Annotated in this window: 16 protein-coding genes; 11 read left to right on the top strand and 5 right to left on the bottom strand. The window is 66.0% G+C overall.

Annotated features, from left to right (window positions below):
• Positions 1-310 precede the first annotated feature (310 nt).
• Entirely contained in the window at positions 311-1,111 is an 801-nt protein-coding gene (locus BKA23_RS15885) for a 3-methyladenine DNA glycosylase (protein ID WP_211841768.1), read from the bottom strand.
• 152 nt (positions 1,112-1,263) lie between these two features.
• On the opposite strand from BKA23_RS15885, the gene BKA23_RS15880 reads away from it, so the two are divergent.
• From BKA23_RS15880 to BKA23_RS15860, 5 genes are all read left to right on the top strand, one after another.
• On the top strand, positions 1,264-2,343 hold the full coding sequence (locus BKA23_RS15880) for an SGNH/GDSL hydrolase family protein (protein ID WP_145230285.1): 1,080 nt from the start codon (positions 1,264-1,266) through the stop codon (positions 2,341-2,343).
• A gap of 9 nt (positions 2,344-2,352) precedes the next feature.
• On the top strand, positions 2,353-3,129 hold the full coding sequence (locus tag BKA23_RS15875; protein ID WP_145230283.1) for a fumarylacetoacetate hydrolase family protein: 777 nt from the start codon (positions 2,353-2,355) through the stop codon (positions 3,127-3,129).
• A gap of 39 nt (positions 3,130-3,168) precedes the next feature.
• Positions 3,169-3,636 carry an Imm63 family immunity protein gene (locus BKA23_RS15870; protein WP_145230281.1) on the top strand — a complete coding sequence of 156 codons (468 nt, stop codon included), beginning with the start codon at positions 3,169-3,171 and terminating at the stop codon, positions 3,634-3,636.
• A gap of 131 nt (positions 3,637-3,767) precedes the next feature.
• Complete coding sequence (gene murI, locus BKA23_RS15865; RefSeq protein ID WP_145230278.1) at positions 3,768-4,601, top strand: glutamate racemase; 834 nt, start codon at positions 3,768-3,770, stop codon at positions 4,599-4,601.
• Positions 4,598-5,380: an MBL fold metallo-hydrolase gene (locus tag BKA23_RS15860; RefSeq protein ID WP_145230277.1), complete on the top strand. Its 783-nt coding sequence runs from the start codon at positions 4,598-4,600 to the stop codon at positions 5,378-5,380. The genes murI and BKA23_RS15860 overlap by 4 nt, the downstream gene beginning before the upstream one ends.
• Positions 5,381-5,425: 45 nt before the next feature.
• Here BKA23_RS15860 and BKA23_RS15855 read toward each other — a convergent pair whose 3' ends face one another.
• Genes BKA23_RS15855 through BKA23_RS15845 form a run of 3 tightly spaced genes read right to left on the bottom strand, consistent with a single transcriptional unit; the run spans position 5,426 to position 8,245 of the window.
• Positions 5,426-5,824 carry a GatB/YqeY domain-containing protein gene (locus BKA23_RS15855; protein ID WP_211841767.1) on the bottom strand — a complete coding sequence of 133 codons (399 nt, stop codon included), beginning with the start codon at positions 5,822-5,824 and terminating at the stop codon, positions 5,426-5,428.
• Positions 5,821-7,101, bottom strand: a complete 1,281-nt coding sequence (locus BKA23_RS15850; protein ID WP_211841766.1) for a hypothetical protein — start codon at positions 7,099-7,101, stop codon at positions 5,821-5,823. The genes BKA23_RS15855 and BKA23_RS15850 overlap by 4 nt, the downstream gene beginning before the upstream one ends.
• A gap of 1 nt (position 7,102) precedes the next feature.
• Positions 7,103-8,245 (bottom strand): SPFH domain-containing protein, encoded by a 1,143-nt coding sequence (locus BKA23_RS15845; RefSeq protein WP_145230275.1) that lies wholly within the window; start codon positions 8,243-8,245, stop codon positions 7,103-7,105.
• A 122-nt stretch (positions 8,246-8,367) separates the two neighbouring features.
• Here BKA23_RS15845 and rph point away from each other — a divergent pair, with 122 nt between their 5' ends.
• From rph to BKA23_RS15815, 6 genes are all read left to right on the top strand, one after another.
• Positions 8,368-9,126 (top strand): ribonuclease PH, encoded by a 759-nt coding sequence (gene rph, locus BKA23_RS15840; RefSeq protein WP_145230273.1) that lies wholly within the window; start codon positions 8,368-8,370, stop codon positions 9,124-9,126.
• The gene (gene rdgB / locus BKA23_RS15835; protein WP_145230271.1) at positions 9,123-9,731 is read left to right on the top strand and encodes an RdgB/HAM1 family non-canonical purine NTP pyrophosphatase; all 609 of its coding nucleotides are present in this window, start codon (positions 9,123-9,125) and stop codon (positions 9,729-9,731) included. The genes rph and rdgB overlap by 4 nt, the downstream gene beginning before the upstream one ends.
• A 43-nt stretch (positions 9,732-9,774) precedes the next feature.
• A complete protein-coding gene (locus BKA23_RS15830; protein ID WP_170226630.1) occupies positions 9,775-11,364 on the top strand; it encodes a molybdopterin-dependent oxidoreductase in 1,590 nt (529 codons plus the stop codon).
• A gap of 51 nt (positions 11,365-11,415) precedes the next feature.
• Entirely contained in the window at positions 11,416-12,285 is an 870-nt protein-coding gene (locus BKA23_RS15825; RefSeq protein ID WP_145230269.1) for an alpha/beta fold hydrolase, read from the top strand.
• A 99-nt stretch (positions 12,286-12,384) separates the two neighbouring features.
• Positions 12,385-12,870 carry a glutathione peroxidase gene (locus BKA23_RS15820; protein WP_145230267.1) on the top strand — a complete coding sequence of 162 codons (486 nt, stop codon included), beginning with the start codon at positions 12,385-12,387 and terminating at the stop codon, positions 12,868-12,870.
• A gap of 4 nt (positions 12,871-12,874) precedes the next feature.
• Entirely contained in the window at positions 12,875-13,243 is a 369-nt protein-coding gene (locus BKA23_RS15815) for a DUF2568 domain-containing protein (RefSeq protein WP_145230265.1), read from the top strand.
• A 52-nt stretch (positions 13,244-13,295) separates the two neighbouring features.
• On the opposite strand, the gene BKA23_RS15810 is transcribed toward BKA23_RS15815, so the two are convergent.
• Positions 13,296-14,186, bottom strand: a complete 891-nt coding sequence (locus tag BKA23_RS15810) for a hypothetical protein (protein ID WP_145230263.1) — start codon at positions 14,184-14,186, stop codon at positions 13,296-13,298.
• Positions 14,187-14,486 lie beyond the last annotated feature (300 nt).

Genomic DNA, 14,486 nt, shown 5'->3' with positions numbered 1-14,486 from the left:
CCGGGTTCGCCGGATCGGCGATGGCGGTGATCGCGAGATCTCAATATTTGCCGGATCCGGTGAGTTCTTGTGACCAGCATCGACATCTCGCGGATGGGCCGCGGTGGGGGTGGACCTCACCTCGCCGAATCGGCGACTTATGGATCCACTGCTCGCCCGAACTCGCCGCATCGGCGACTGATGCGTGGCCAGTGGGGTTCTCGTGTTTGGTGGGACGATTGTTGCGCTGAGAAAGACCGCATCGGCGACTTATGGATCCGCTGCTCGCCCGAACTCGCCGCATCGGCGATCTACGTACGACGCGCGGTGGTCAGCCGTTGACGCTGACCGCGGGCGCCGCTCGGTCGTGCCCGGCACCGAGCACAACCTCCAACCGGTCGATGAAGCGCTGTCGGATCGGCGCCGCACGCTGCGCGAATTGCCTTTGCAGATCGGCATACTCACGCTTGCCGGCGGCAGTTTCGATGGTGATGGGTGTCCACGCGATCCCGTCGGGATCGATGGTGATGCCCGTCATGTCGTATGGCGCAGCGCGCATGTCCATGACACGCACATCCCACGCGAGCTCGAAGGCATCGGCGATGAGGTCCGAACCCACGACCTCCGCGAGCCGGTAGGCGTGCTTGTACAGATCCATCGTCGCGTGCAGACAACCCGGCTGCTCGAAGTCGGCACGGTCATCCTTGAACGGTCGCAGTGTGTTCAGCGGAAGAGCCGCAGGCGTGAAGAAACGCACCGCATCCCAGTGACTACAGCCGATCCGATGGCTCTCGACGACCTCGTCGGTGCGCTCACTGCCCAGCCGCAGCGGCTGAGGGTGACGAGTGTCCGTGTCGCGGTAGACCATGGCCCACTCGTGCAGCCCGAAGCAGCCGAAGTTCCCCTCGCGGCCGGCGGTTGCTGTCAGCAGTTGAAAGGTAGATTCGGCGAGCGTCCTTTTGCCGGAAGCCAATTCGCCAGGCGGTTGCCAGCGCATCAATTGAGCCGGCCGGTACGAGTAATACGTGAACAGGAAGTCGTGGATCGGGTGCTTGATCCCGCGACGGCGGCGCTCCAGATGCGGCTCGACATACGGCGCCAACCGCGCCCGGTGCCTCGCCTGCTCATCCACCACCCCAACGATAAGGCGTGGGTTCAGCACCGACTGTCGGTGACGTATCCACCGCCTGAGGAATCGCGCGCGTCATACTTGGCGCGTTTTGCCTCCGAAGGCGCCGATCCACGACATGATGTGACCCCGATCACTTTCGATGGAGGACCTTGATGTCTGCACGTGTAGTGCGCAGCCTGAGCGCGATGGCGCTCGCAGCAGGATCGCTCGGCGCTGTCGGCGTCATTGCCACCAGCCAGCCGGCCTCGGCCGCCACTGGAAGTTATTACCTCGCGCTCGGTGACTCGCTCGGCGCCGGCTATCAGCCCGGTCTGGGCGACAACAAGACCGGCGGGTATGTCGGAGCCGTCCTGGCGCACCTCAAGCAGACAGATCCCAGCGTCGAGCTGAACAACCTCAGCTGCTCGGGTGAGACCACCGGCACCATGCTCAACGGCGGCATCTGCACGTATCCGCAGGGCAACCAGTTGGCCGCCGGTGTGGCCTTCGCCAAGGCGCACAAGAACGAGTTGAGCCTGATCACGATCGACATCGGCGCCAACGACATCGACAGCTGCGCCACCACGACCGGCGTCGATTTCACGTGCTTGGCGAAGGGCCTGGCGACCGTGAACACCCAGCTGCCACAGATCCTGGGCCAGCTGCGGGCAGCCGCGCCGAACGCACGGCTTGTCGTCGTCAACTACTACAACCCGTTCCTCGCGGCCTGGCTGACCGGCACCTCCGGCCAGACACTGGCGAAGACCTCGGTCACCCTTGCCGACACCTTCGACGGTGAGATCGCCTCGGCGGCCGCTGGCGTCAAGGCACCGGTGGCCGACGTGCAGACCGCGTTCTCCAGCAGCGACTTCACGCCCACCGTGACCGTCAAGCCCTATGGCAGTCTGCCGCTGAACGTCGCCCGGATCTGCCAGTGGACCTGGATGTGCAGCAAGGACAACATCCACGCCAACGACGCCGGTTACGCGGTGATGGGCAAGGCCGTCATCGCCGCGATCCCGGCGGCGCCTCCGACCAGCAGTCCCAGCTCCTCGCCGTCGGCAAGCACCACCACCGCGACCGGCGTCAGCAGTTCGCCGGTCTCCGGCCCGCCCGTCGTGACCGACGGCCCGGCGTCCGGTGGCAACGAGAGTGTTCTGGTCGGCGCCGGTGCTGCCGCAATCGCGGTGTCCGCCCTCGGCGGTGCAGCCGCGATGCGGATCCGCCGTCGGCGCGACGGTGGCCGCTCGTAAGCTGACATCGTGCGGATTGCGAGATACACCACAGGAGAAGACCCGACCTACGGCCTCGTCGATGGTGCCGGCGACAAGATCGCCGAAATCACCGGCGACCCGCTCTACACCAAGATCGAGCTGACCGGAGTCACCACGACGGTGGACCAGGTGCGCCTGCTCGCCCCGGTGATTCCGCGGTCCAAGGTCATCGGCATCGGGCGCAACTACGTCGAGCACGCTCGCGAGACCGGCAACGAGCCGCCGAGCGAGCCGCTGATGTTCCTGATCCCCAACACCGCAGTCGTCGGCCCGGATGACCCGGTGGTCATGCCGCCGCAGTCGCAGCGGGTCGACTTCGAGGGCGAACTCGCCGTCGTGATCGGCCGGATGTGCCACGACATCCAGCCCGAGGACGTCCCGTCGGTCATCTTCGGTTACACCTGCGCCAACGACGTCACCGCGCGCGACCTGCAGCGCTCCGACGGGCAGTGGTCGCGCGCCAAGGGGTTCGACACCTTCTGCCCACTCGGTCCCTGGATCGAGACCGACCTCGACGTCACCAACCTGCGCCTGCGCACGCTGCGCGACGGCGAGGTCGTGCAAGACGGCACCACCGCCGACATGATCTTCGACGTGCCGACGCTGGTGTCCTATGCCTCGCAGGCCTTCACCCTGCTGCCCGGTGATGTGATCCTGACCGGCACCCCGGCCGGCATCGCGCCGGTCGAATCCGGTCAGCGCGTCGACATCGAGATCGAGAACATCGGCACGCTCAGCAACCCGTACATCCGGCACGAGGACTGATCGGTCGGTTCCCGTTCCCGCAGAAAGACATTCGAGCGTATGACGGACACATCGACTCCGGACGACACCCCGACCGACGTCGACCTCGAGGAGTTGCAGGCCGAGATCGACCGGCTCGCCGAGCAAGTTATCGTGCCCGGCATCCGACACCGGCCGCACGTGCCGAGACAGGTGAATCCCGACGCCGGGTACATGTTCTGGCGCTGGAACGGCGAACTCGGTTGTTACGACTACCTGGCGACCGAGCGAGGTGAACTTGTCATCGACCGGCACACCTCGTCGCGGTCGGAGCTGATCGAGTGGATCATCTGCGATGTCGCCCACGACGTCGCCGTCTCGTATGAAGTTGGTCACCGCCGCCCAGCTGAAGACTCCCGTCGGCAACAGTTCGCATTGTGGGTGGAGTTGATGACGAGAGTCAGTCCGCAGTGGGGTGAGCACACCGGTGCCAAGGTCCGCGAATTCCTTGCAGTGTCACCGTATTCGGACGGCCAGCCGGTGGACTGAGGCGCACGCGCCGTGTGTGAGCGCAGCGGCAACTGACGGACCCGGACGTCGTCATTCGCCGAGGTCCGGCACTCACCCCGTCCGGAGAGACCGGCACATCATCATCCGTCTGCGGGCTTAGGCTGTCGGCTGTGTCTGACGCGCCGATCGGGATCTTCGACAGCGGGTATGGCGGTCTGACCGTCGCCCGCGCGGTGCTCGACCAGTTGCCGCACGAGTCGGTGGCCTACCTCGGTGACACGGCACGCGCGCCATACGGCCCGCGGCCCATTGCCGAAACCCGGGCCTACGCCTTGGAGTGCCTGGACCGCCTCGTCGCCCACGGTGTCAAAGCACTGGTCATCGCATGCAACACCGCCTCGGCCGCGATGCTGCACGACGCGCGCGAGCGGTATGACGTGCCCCTCGTCGAGGTCATCCGCCCGGCCGTGCGGCGTGCCGTGCGTGCCACCCGCAACCAGCGAGTCGGTGTGATCTCGACACGCGGCACGCACCAGTCGCGCGCGTACGTCGACGCCTTCGCCGCTGCGCCCGACCTGTTCGTGACCAGTGAGCCGTGCCCTCGGTTCGTGGAGTTCGTCGAACGCGGCACCACCGGGGGAGCAGAGTTGATCGGTTGCGCGCGCGACTACCTGCAACCGTTGAAGGATCAGCAGGTCGACACCGTCGTTCTGGGGTGCACGCATTACCCGTTGCTGACCGGTGTCATCTCCTACGTCATGGGCGAGGAGGTCACGCTGGTGTCGTCGGCGGAGGAGACCGCCAAGGATCTCTACCGTGTGCTCGCCGACGCCGACCTGCTGCGCCCGGATCACCTGCCGCCGCCAGGGCATTCGTTCACCACGACCGGTGACCCGGAGGAATTCCGTCGGCTCTCGCGGCGCTTCCTCGGGCTGGGCCCGGAGTTCGACCACGTCTTCCGCAACAACTTCCACCACGTCGGGGTGGAGGCAGGAGTGTCATGAAACTGACGATCGTGGGGTGTTCGGGGTCGTATGCCGGGCCGCACTCGCCCGCCTCCTGTTATCTGGTGCAGGCCGACCTCGACGGCCGCACCTGGAGCATTCTGCTGGACCTGGGCAATGGCGCCCTCGGCGAGTTGCAACGACACCTGGCCCCGCGTGACGTCGACGCCGTCGTCCTGTCGCACCTGCACCCGGATCACTGCGCGGACCTGTCCGGCCTGCACGTGATGCTGCGCTATGACCCGGCCGGCGCACCCGAGGCGGCGCTGCCGATCTACGGCCCCCGCGGCACCGATCTGCGTGCGGCACGAGCCTCCGGCGTCAGCGACGACGAGGCGGGCGACGCACAACTGCTGCGTCCCGAGATGGACTTCCGCGACCTGGCCGACGCGGAGGTGTTCACGATCGGCCCGTTCCGCATCACGCCGCTGCGGGTCAATCACCCGGTGGAGGCGTATGGGCTGCGCGTCGAGGCCGACGGGCGCACCCTGGCCTACACCGGTGACACCGACACCTGCGCCGCGCTGACCCCGCTGATGACGAAAGCCGATCTGGTGCTGTCGGACTCGGCGTTCTGCGAGGACCGTGACGATGTCGAAGGCATCCACCTGTCGGGCCACCGCGCCGCCACCGCGGCCGTGTTGGCGGGAGGCGTCAAACGGCTGATGCTCACCCACATCCCGCCGTGGAACGACCCGGAGGTATGCCGCGCAGAGGCTGACCTGGTCTGGCCCGGCGACGTCGAGCTGGCACAGCCGGGCGCGACATACGTGCTCTGAACCTCTTGTGTCGCAACGACTTTCGCTGACTGAGTGAGGCGGATTTCAGGTGGTCCAGGGTGTGAGCGCGTCCGCCTCGTCGCGCAACCGCTGGGCGCGGTCCGGCTGACCCAACCTGTCGTATGACGCAGCCGCGGCCTCGCGTTCGTCGACCTCACGAGCGATGAGGTATTGCACCTCGTGCCCGGTGAGGACACGTCGTGGCGCTTCGGTCGCCCCGACACTCCCCGGTGAATCCTCGATGGCGCCGGCGCGCTCGTCGCACGGCACCGCCTCCGCGTTGTCGAGTGCAGCCAGTGCACTGCGGTATGCCGCAACCGCCGCGGCGTCCCGCTCATGCATGGCGTCGGTCAGCGCGGCACGCAGTTGCACACGGATCTCGGCCACCTCAGCGCCGTCGCTGCCGTAGATCTCGAAGTCGTCGCTGTCGTCGAACGTGCTCACCCGTGCACCTTCTTGTAGATCAGTGCAACCACCGCGATGACGATCACCGCCACGAGCACGGCGAACGCCAGCTTCACCTTGCTCCACGGCCGCTGGCCCTGCACCTCGCCGGTCGCGCCGTTGATGAACACCTGGAACGGGCGCCCTTCGAAGGTCACCGTCAGCAACCAGACCGGCAGCAGCAGCTGCGCGAACACCAGCGAGTTGTAACCGATCTCGCGGCTGGTGATGCGCTGCTGGTCGCCGCCGATGTCGCGGCGGATGGTGTGGTCGACCTCGCGTTCGATCTTGCTGCGCGCGCCGTCGTCGAAACGTTGGCCGGCGTCCGCGTCATACGTGCGGCTGAGGTGACCAGCCACGAATTGCGGGGAGTACGGCTGCGCCTCCTGCAACGGCCACGGCTCGAGCGCGTCGACCTTGCGCTCGTCCAGACCGGTGTTGGCCAACTCGACCAGGTCGCGGAAGTCGTTGACGACCGTGCCCGAGGTCGGCCACCAGTTCGTGCGGGTTTCGGTGTGCCGGTTGTCGCCGTCGCCCACCTCGACGGTGTAGTCCTCGCCGCGCATGCCGGTGTACTGCGTGGTGGTCGTCGCGTCATACGTGAAGTAGCTGAGGTAGATGCTGGTGAACGAGCCGATCTCGCGGTATTTCTTGAACTCCTTGGGCGCGAACCAGCGACCGTTGATCCAGGCATTGATGCGCTCGCGGGCGTCCTTCTCGCCGATCATGAGCGGCAGCACGCCGTCGATCGGCAACCGCTCGGGCGCGGTCTGCAGGTCGTCGCGCTGGATCGGCGTAGCGCAGTACGGGCACCGGGTCGCGGTGAGCGTGCCGTCGAAAGCGGTTGTGCCGCCACAGTTTTGGCACACGACCTCGCGACCGAGCTGATGTTGGTGTTGCTCACCGCGATGCTGGGCCAGGTGCTGCATCGTGCTGGCCAGATCGCGCTTCGTGATCGACCCGGCCACCGGAGCCAGCGCCTCGAGGCGTCCGCAGGCAGGGCACTTCAGCTGACGTGCCTGCGGATCGAAGCCCAGCGACCCACCGCACGACGGGCACGGGTAGGTGCGGGTGACCTCGGTGCTCTGCAGCATCGCGGTGTCGTGCAACGGAGGCGGCTGCGGCATACCTGCCGGTTCGGGCATCGCGCCCGGCTCCGACAGCCGGTCCGGCACCGGGTGCCGAGCAGGCACCGGAGGCGGGCCGGGCTGCGCAGCGTCGGCGGACTCCGCCGCCACCGGGTGGTCCGGCAGCGGCGGTGGCGCGTCGTCGGTCATGTCAGGGTGCGGCGGGCGGGGCCGGCGGTGCCTGCGGTGGCAGCGGCGGAGGCGCCTGGAACAACGCCCCGAGCTCCGGAACGCTCGACGCTGCTGCCCAGTCGGCCATGCCCGCACTCCACACCATCGTGGTGGGTGTCAGCCCGGCGGAACGCAACTGGTCGAGGGTGTAGGGGCCCTGCTGCTGGCCGTTGACGGCGACGTGGAAGGTTTTGCCACCCGGCAACGGCGGGGGAGTCCCGGCAGGTGCGCCGGCGAGCGACCCGGCGGCCTGCCCGGCCATCGCCGCACCCATCGCAGCTCCCATGCCGGCGCCCATCATCTGACCCATGGCGCCCCCGCCGGGATTGCCGGCCGCATCGACCATCGCCTGTGCAGCCATCGCCTGCTGATAGCGCTGCATGTCGCCCATGTTGCTCGTGAAGCCGGACGCCTCGACGCCCTTGGCGACACCGCGGGTCATTGCCTGGGTGATCTCGTCGGGCAGCGAGATGTTCATGGTGATCGAGTCGATACCCAGGCCGTACTCGTCGTCGACTCGTGCGGCGACGAAATCGCGCAGCTTGTCGGCGAGTTCGACCTGCTTGCCCTGCAGATCGATGACACCGAGGCCGGTCTGCATGACCATGTCGGCCAGCGCGAGGGTGATGACGCGGCGCAGCAGTTCGCCGATCTCCTCCACCTGCACCTGGCTGTCGGTGCCGATCACCTGGCGCAGGAAGATCGCCGGGTCGACCACACGCACGACGCACAGACCGTTGGCGCGCACCTGCACCATCTTGAAGTCGGGGTCCCGCACCGTGATCGGATTGGCTGTGCCCCAACGGAAGTCGGTCACCGGGCGGGTGTTGATGAAGTAGACCTCGCTGCGGAACGGCGAGTTGAAGCCGTACTGCCAGCCCTGCAGCGTCGAGATGATCGGCAGGTTCTCGGTGGTGAGCTCATACATGCCCGGGCCGAAGCGGTCGGCGAGCTGGCCGTTGTGGACGAACACCGCCTCCTGCCCCTCGCGCACGATGAGCTTGGCGCCGTTCTTGATCTCGTTGTTGTAGCGCGGGAAGCGCCACGCCAGCGCGGTGTGCGAGTCGTCGACCCACTCGATGATGTCGACGAGTTCGCCGCGGATCTTGTCCATCAACCCCATGAAGAGCTCCTTGTCAGGTGGGCCGCCCCGGGCCCATGGTGTCAGCTTAGGTATGACGCGGGAAGTGCCGCCTTGGGTCCCCGTTTTTCGCAGCTGTGATTGGCGCTCCTACCCTGTGAGGTATGACGACAGACGCCACGCGCCACGACGGCCGCGCACCCGACCAGCTTCGCGACATACGCATCACCCGCAACTGGCTGGACCACGCCGAAGGCAGCGTGCTGGTCGAATTCGGCAAGACCCGTGTGCTGGTGGCGGCGTCGTTCACCGAGGGTGTGCCGCGCTGGCTGAAGGGCAAGGGCACCGGTTGGGTCACCGCGGAATACGAGATGCTCCCGCGTGCCACCAACACCCGCTCCGATCGCGAGTCCCGCAAGGGCAAGGTCGGCGGCCGCACCCACGAGATCTCCCGGCTGATCGGCCGTAGCCTTCGCGCTGTCATCGACACCAAGGCGCTTGGCGAGAACACCATCGTCGTCGACTGCGACGTGCTGCAGGCTGACGGTGGCACCCGCACGGCATCCATCACGGGCGCGTATGTCGCGCTTGCCGACGCTGTGGCCGACGCTCGCGCCAAGGGCCTGATCGCCAAGAAGGCCGAGCCGTTGACCGGTTCGATCGCCGCTGTGAGCGTTGGCATCGTCGCCGGGCAGCCGGTGCTCGACCTGGACTACCCGGAGGACTCCACGGCCGAAACCGACATGAATGTCGTCATGACCGGCGCCGGCGGCTTCGTGGAGGTGCAGGGCACCGCCGAGGGCGCGCCCTTCGACCGCAGTGAGCTGGACGCACTGCTGGGTCTGGCCGCCAAGGGCATCGCCGATCTCACCGCGCTGCAGCAGCAGGCGCTGGATGCCCCGGCCCGAGACCGTCAGGTATGACGTCGCTGGTGCTCGCGACGCGCAATGCCGGCAAGTTGCGCGAGATGCAGCAGTTGGTCGACGAGGTCCCGCAGTTGGCCGGCGTCGACGTGGTGTCGGTCGGGTCTTTCGCTGACGTCGACGACGTCGTCGAGACGGGCGTGACCTTCGAGGAGAACGCCGCGCTGAAGGCGCACGCGGTGGCGCGCGCCACCGGATTGCCCACCATCGCCGACGACTCCGGTCTGTCGGTGGACGTGCTCGGTGGCAGCCCAGGGGTCTTCTCGGCGCGCTGGTCCGGTGTGCACGGCGCCGACCAGGCGAATATCGACCTGCTGCTGGCGCAGACCGGCGATGTGCCCGTCGAGCGCCTCGCGGCGCACTTCACCTGCTGTGTCGTGCTTGCGCTGCCGGACGGCATGCAGCGGGTCCGGTTCGGTGAGTTGCACGGCCGATTGACCCGAAACCAGCGTGGCGCCAACGGTTTCGGTTACGACCCGATCTTCGAGCTGCCGGACGGCAGGTCGCTGGCCGAACTCACCGATGAACAGAAGAACGCCATCTCGCACAGAGGGACGGCACTGCGGTTGCTGCAGCCCGACCTGGTGGATGTCCTCAAACCGTAAGGATTTGAGGCATCGCTTTCACATACAGCGGGGTGACACTGAAATGGTGATCGAAACCGCAACACGTCCAGTCGTCGCCGATCCGGCGCCGCCGCCGCACCGCACCCTTCTTGCTGTGGTCGGCGGACTGATCGCCGGAGTCGTGACGATCGGTGTCGCCGAACTTCTTGCCGGTCTCGTGCAACGCTTCGGCTGGAGCAGCGGCACACCTTCACCGGTGCTGGCCGTCGGCTCTGCCTTCATCAATCACACACCGTTGTGGCTGAAGGAGTTCGCGACTTCGAACTTCGGCACCAATGACAAGAAGGTGCTGCTCGGCGGCATCGCTGTGGTGCTCTTCGTCGCGAGCCTGGTGATCGGCTGGATCAGTGAGCGGCACTACGCCGTTGCACTCGTGCTCTTCGTCGCGCTGGTCGCAGTGGCCGCACTGGCGGTCGCCACCCGACCCCATGCCGGTTTCATCGACGTCTTCCCGCTGCTCATCGGAGCGGTGGCAGGTCTGCTCATGCTCGGTTGGTGGCGACTGCAACTCGTCGTCAATCCGGCGCCGGCGCAGATGTCGTCATACGACCGCAGGCGGGTGCTGATCCTCGGAGCGGGCGGCGCTGTTGCCGCGGCGCTCGGCGGCTTTGCCGGGCGGGCGCTCAGCAGTGGTGCGCGCGCGGTCGAACAGGCGCGCGCCGCCTTCGTGCTGCCCAAGGTCGCCAAACCGGTGACCGTGCCCGCCGGGGCCTCCGTCGGGGTACCGGGAGTGACGCCCTTCGTCGTGCCCGGCGATCAGTTCTACCGGATCGACACTGCTCTGACGGTGCCCGAGGTCGACCCGCACAGCTGGTCCCTCAAGGTGACCGGAATGGTCGATCACGACATCGAAATCGACTGGGACACCTTGCTTTCCAAGCCGATGATCGACGCGATGGTCACCCTGATGTGCGTGTCGAACGAGGTCGGCGGCAACCTCAACGGCAACGCCATCTGGACGGGTTGGCCGGTGCGGGAGTTGCTTGCACAAGCCGGACCGCAGACGGGTGCGGACATGGTGCTGTCGACCAGCGTCGACGGCTTCACCGCGGGCACACCGCTGTCGGCGATGACCGACCCGAACCGCAACGCGATCCTGGCCGTCGCGATGAACGGCGAAGCGCTGCCCGCCGAGCACGGCTTCCCGGTGCGCCTGGTGGTGCCAGGGCTCTACGGCTACGTCAGTGCGACCAAGTGGTTGTCCGAGCTGAAGGTCACCACCTACGCCAAGGACATGGGCTACTGGACGCCGCGCGGCTGGTCGGCGATGGGCCCGGTCAAGATCTCCTCGCGCATCGACGTGCCCACCAGCGGCACCCACGTGAAGGCCGGCACGGTCGCCGTCGCCGGTGTCGCCTGGGATCAGCACGTCGGCGTCAAGAGCGTGCAGGTGCAGGTCGACGGAGGCGCCTGGCAGGAGGCCCGTCTCGGCACCGACGCGACGATCGACGCGTGGCGCCAGTGGGTCTACGAATGGCCGGCCACCAAGGGCAGTCACACCATCGCGGTGCGCGCGGTGAGCGACACCGGTGAGGTCCAGACCAGCGTCCAGGCCCCGCCCGCACCCAACGGGTCCACGGGCCTGGACTCGATCACCGTCACCGTCGACTGATCCGAGCACAACCGATGCCCTCGCCGGGATGCAGGTGGCAGGCTGTGCGGTATGACGCTGATCCCGCTGGCTGACGGCCGTAGTCTCGACATCCAGATATCCGGCGCTGACGACGGCCCGGTCGTGGTGTTCCACCACGGCACGCCCGGTTCGGTGCTGCCGCGTCGCGCGATGGCCGACGTCGCCGGCGAACTCGGGATGCGACTCGTGACCTACGCCCGAGCGGGTTACGGGGTGTCGACCCGCAGGCCGGGGCGATCTGTTGCCGACATCGCCGACGACGTCACCGCGATCCTGGATCACCTGGGAGCCGAGCGCTGTATGACGGCGGGCTGGTCCGGCGGTGGACCGCACGCGCTCGCGACCGGTGCGTTGTTGCCGAAGCGGGTCACGGGTGTGCTCTCGATCGCCGGCGTTGCGCCATACAGCGCGGACGGTTTGGACTTCCTGGACGGGATGGGTGAGGACAACCTGGTGGAGTTCGCCGCTGCCACGAGAGGGGAGGGTGACCTGCGCGAGTTCATCGAGCCGATGCGTGGGGAGCTGGTCGATGCGACCCCGGAAGGCATTGTCGCTGCTATGGATTCGCTGCTGCCGCCCATCGACAAGGCGGTCGTCACCGACGAGGTCGGTGAGGAGGTTGCGGCGAGTTTCGCCGACGGTCTCGAGCACGGCGTCGACGGCTGGGTTGACGACGATCTGGCATTCGTGCGGCCGTGGGGTTTCGAGCTGGACGACCTGCGGGTGCCGGTCTTCGTCTGGCAGGGGGACGCGGACCTGATGGTGCCGTTCGCGCACGGTCAGTGGCTTGCGGCAAACGTCCCGGGTGCGACGAAGCACCTGCGTCCGGGGGAGGGGCACCTGTCGATCGGGCTGGGTGCCACCGAGGAGATGCTGCGGGAGTTGCGCTCCACCTGGTGACTCGTCACTGACGACCTGGCGCGGCATACCGATCCGATCGGCCCGCGGCGCCGAATCATCACACGACAGCCCTGACGACACGGCCGCAAAGGATGCACGGTGACCCAGCTGCAGGATTTCTCCGCCGAACTGCTCGACGGCAGCCCCCAATCGCTCGACGCGTATGACGGCAAGGTGGTGCTCGTCGTCAACACCGCGTCGCAGTGCGGATTCACCCCGCAGTACAAGGAACTCGAGCAGTTGTGGGAGACCTACCGCGACCAGGGGCTGGTGGTGCTGGGGTTCCCTTGCAACCAGTTCGGCGGGCAGGAGCCTGGCACGTCCGAGGAGATCGGGTCGTTCTGCGAGCGCAACTACGGGGTGACCTTCCCGATCTTCGCCAAGGTCGACGTCAACGGCGACGACGCGCACCCGCTTTTCGCCTGGCTGCGCTCGCAGGCCAAGGGCGCCCTTGGCAGCAGCCGCATCAAGTGGAACTTCACCAAGTTCCTCGTCGGCCGCGACGGGGCTGTGATCGACCGGTTTGGATCGACGACCAAGCCGGCCAAGCTGGCGGCGCCGATCGAGAAGGCGCTCGCCGGTTGAGCTCATGCGGCAGGCGAACCTGGCACTGAGCTTCCTGCTGGAGCTCGCGCTGATCGCGAGCCTGGCGTTTGCCGGCGACCAGGTCGCGGGCAACAGCGACGTGCTCGCGGTGGTGCTTGGTGTGTTGCTGCCGGTGATCGCGATCGTCATCTGGTCGCGGTTCGCCGCCCCGCGCGCTTCGCGTCGACTGGCCGGATTGCGTTTACTGGCACTGAAATTCGTGTTGTTCGCTGTGGCGGCGGTCCTGCTGGTGGTCGTTGGCGAGCTGGTCTTGGGCGTCGTGCTGCTGGTGTTGAGCGCGATCAATCTCGTCGGCGAACACGTCTTCGGCGTCGCGACTGCATCGGATCTGCCGTCGGCGCCTCGGCGTTAGGGGCATGAGCAGATCGTTCGAGCGAGACCAACGTGCGTTGAGTCGAGCGAAGTCAGGCGTCAGTGTTGAGCAGATCTGCGTCTCGTGGCTTCAGCGCTTGTGCTGCTTCTCCGGTCAGTTGGGCACGAATCGCCCGTCGAGCCGACGGCGTATCGCCATATCTTGCGCGTTTTTTGTCCTCGAAGCGAACGACCCAGTAATGCGCTCGCCCATAGTGCATTTTAATCGATGTAATTCGGTTTCGCTGGAGGCGGTCTTTATTGTGTCGATTTTTAACGTGAGCATACAGTCCGACTACCGCAATGATGCCGAAGCCAAATCCAAGGAAGAAGAGGATGGCGACTGTTCCGCCAGGGTTGTCTTCATCATTCCAGTCCGAGTACATTTCTGCGCGTGACGGGTGGGACGGATTGTATGCAACATCATCTCCGACCTGCACACTATCGTTCGTTGTGATCGTGTAAGAGTTGCCGCCAACGACGTAGGTCACCCGATTGTGTTGGTCAGTCCCATCGCCCCCATGCTGCACGGCAGTTGCCGCAATAGTCTGAACATCACCCAGTCCGTTGTTGGATATCGTGAAGCTAATAGTGAGCGTGCCGACAAAGAAAGCGCTCAGGCTCAGTAAATACGCTATGGTAATCAGTAGTGGCGACTGCAGTGATTCGATGACATCCGGTTTGACCGGCTTCCCATGTCTACGGTTTAAGCGAAGTCTGCGCACAAGGAATGTCGCGAATATCGCGAGCATTCCAACGGGGACTGTTGCGACAACTAGTAAACGGATCCAAAGTGGCGTCCATGCTGGGAGTGATGTCCCGAAAATCACGAGCAACGGAACGGCGTAGAAGAGGCACAAAATCAGCGCATATGTCTTCACTGATCTCGTTTTGGGTGAAAGATTCTCACGAGAAGTTTGGATGCTGTCGGACACGTCGGTCATGATGCGAGAGTTGTATCGTCGATTCCTTGGAAGAAGCTGAATTAGACGGTTTATGTGGTGGATCATTCAATGGTGGTCGGGTCGTTCTCGATAGCTGCGACGTGCGGTAAGCCAGCTGGTTCGATCAGCGGTCATATCAGCGCGGCCCCAAGACCGCAAGGCCAAGAAGCCTGGCCGCCGCCGCGAACCGCCCGGGCGAGCGCACGACGGGTCAAAAAGACGCCTTTTTCAACTGTTGATCACGACGGTGAGTCTGTGAGAGCAGAAACAGGCACGCCCCCGGTAGTGACGATGAAGCGG

The sequence above is a fragment of the Rudaeicoccus suwonensis genome (assembly GCF_007829035.1).
In the GTDB taxonomy this organism is placed as follows: Bacteria; Actinomycetota; Actinomycetes; order Actinomycetales; family Dermatophilaceae; genus Rudaeicoccus; species Rudaeicoccus suwonensis.
Note: the sequence above shows the minus strand (reverse complement) of the source record. Positions and strands in the feature narration are given on the sequence as shown.